This is a genomic window from Paenibacillus zanthoxyli JH29 (assembly GCF_000520715.1).
GTDB classification, from domain to species: domain Bacteria; phylum Bacillota; class Bacilli; order Paenibacillales; family Paenibacillaceae; genus Paenibacillus_AQ; species Paenibacillus_AQ zanthoxyli.
The window spans coordinates 1-1,446 of record NZ_ASSD01000373.1 but is presented as its reverse complement, the minus strand read 5'-3'; the positions used below and the strand labels follow the sequence as shown (position 1 = coordinate 1,446).

Sequence of the window (1,446 nt, the reverse complement as noted above, 5' to 3'; positions counted from 1 at the left end):
CATTTGGCGGCGCAGCCTGTCGGTGCGGCCGCCGCTGCTGAAGCCGGACGATCCGCGCTATGCGAGAAACGACAGACGCTACCGGGAGCTGCGTCCCGAAGATATTCCCCTCGGCGAGAGTCTGGAGGACACGGTCCACCGGGTCGGTGATTTCTGGGGAAACCGGATCGTGCCGCTCGTCCGCAAGAAAGAGCGTGTACTCATCTCGGCGCATGGCAACACGCTGCGCGCGCTGATTAAATATATGGAAGACATCGACGAGGCCGCGCTGCTGAATCTCAATATTCCGACCGGAATTCCTCTCGTCTACGAGCTGGACGACGATGTGAAGCCGATCCGCCGGTTCTATCTCGGCGAGGCGGAGAAGGTGGAGGCCAAAGCCCGCGAGGTAGCGGATCAGGGCAAGGTAAGCGAATGAAGCAGGCGGCTCACCAGCCCGTGAGCAAGAACAGGCCGGGAGATTGGCGGATTATCATCCTGCCGATCTGCCGGCCTGCTTCGGTTCAACTCATGGCACCATTTATTTTGCTGGCTGCAAAAATCCAAGCAGCTCGCCCATCTTAACCTTCGTGCCGGGCTCAAGTCCCGGGCGGGGGCTGAAAATGCCGGTCTCGGTCAGAAGAACCACCGTCGAACCGAACTCGAAGTAAGCGAGGTCCTCGCCGATTTCCCATACGCTTTTGTTCTCGACTGAATAGCGGATACTGCTGACGTTCATCGCGCCCACCTTCACGACCGCAACTTCACCGAAACTGTGGGCGATATAGGTGATCAGCCGCTCGTTGCGGCACAGCACGTTTTTCATATGCTTCATGCCAAATTCGTTAACAGGATAACAGCGCCCGCGAATGTGGTCGCTCTCCGTCTTTTTTCCGGTAACGGGAGAATGAATGCGGTGATAGTCGGTAGGACTTAAATACAGCACGAAAAAAAAGCCTTTCTTGTAAAGCTCCTGGTGGGGAGAGTGGTTCAGCAGCTCATCCAGATTATAATCTTGCCCTTTTACATTCAGAATTGTTCCCGATTCAATCTTCCCCATCGCCGTAATCATCGCGTCCACGGGGCTTGCCAGAGCGTCCGTCTCTTCCGTGACAGGCCGCATGCCCGGCTTCAGCCTGCGGCTGAAGAACTCATTGAGGGTCGCGTATTCCCGGGGGGCTTTCTCAGCCTGCGAGGCGGGAATATGATAGGTCCGGATAAATGCCGGGATCAGAAACCGGCTGATCCTGCTGTGGGAAAAAGCGCCCATTATGCGGGAAATCCACCTGTGCGAGGACAACTCGGTCATCAGCCGCAGGAGTCGTTTAACCATGCCTTGTCACCCTTCCGTCATACAGCGCAGCCCCAGGGTCTCTAGGCCCAGGGCCGCTCTGCATTATATTGACATAGAATAGAGGACAAATCAATGACGTTATCGCTCCGCCCCGCCTTCCAGCAAGTACCGCG

At 56.6% G+C, this 1,446-nt stretch carries 2 protein-coding genes; one reads left to right on the top strand and one right to left on the bottom strand.

Going from position 1 to position 1,446, the window contains the following annotated elements:
* Positions 1-418: 2,3-bisphosphoglycerate-dependent phosphoglycerate mutase (locus L691_RS0113740; protein ID WP_025691080.1), on the top strand; the 418-nt coding region annotated here is incomplete at its 5' end.
* Positions 419-520: 102 nt separating this feature from the next.
* Here the strand turns inward: L691_RS0113740 and asd are convergent.
* Positions 521-1,312, bottom strand: coding sequence for an archaetidylserine decarboxylase (asd, locus tag L691_RS0113735; protein ID WP_025691079.1), 792 nt, complete (start codon positions 1,310-1,312; stop codon positions 521-523).
* Between the last annotated feature and the right edge of the window lie 134 nt (positions 1,313-1,446).

Excerpts from the sequence above, each read along its gene's own strand:
- asd (WP_025691079.1), bottom strand. The coding sequence starts at position 1,312 with ATGGTTAAACGACTCCTGCGGCTGATGACCGAGTTGTCCTCGCACAGG.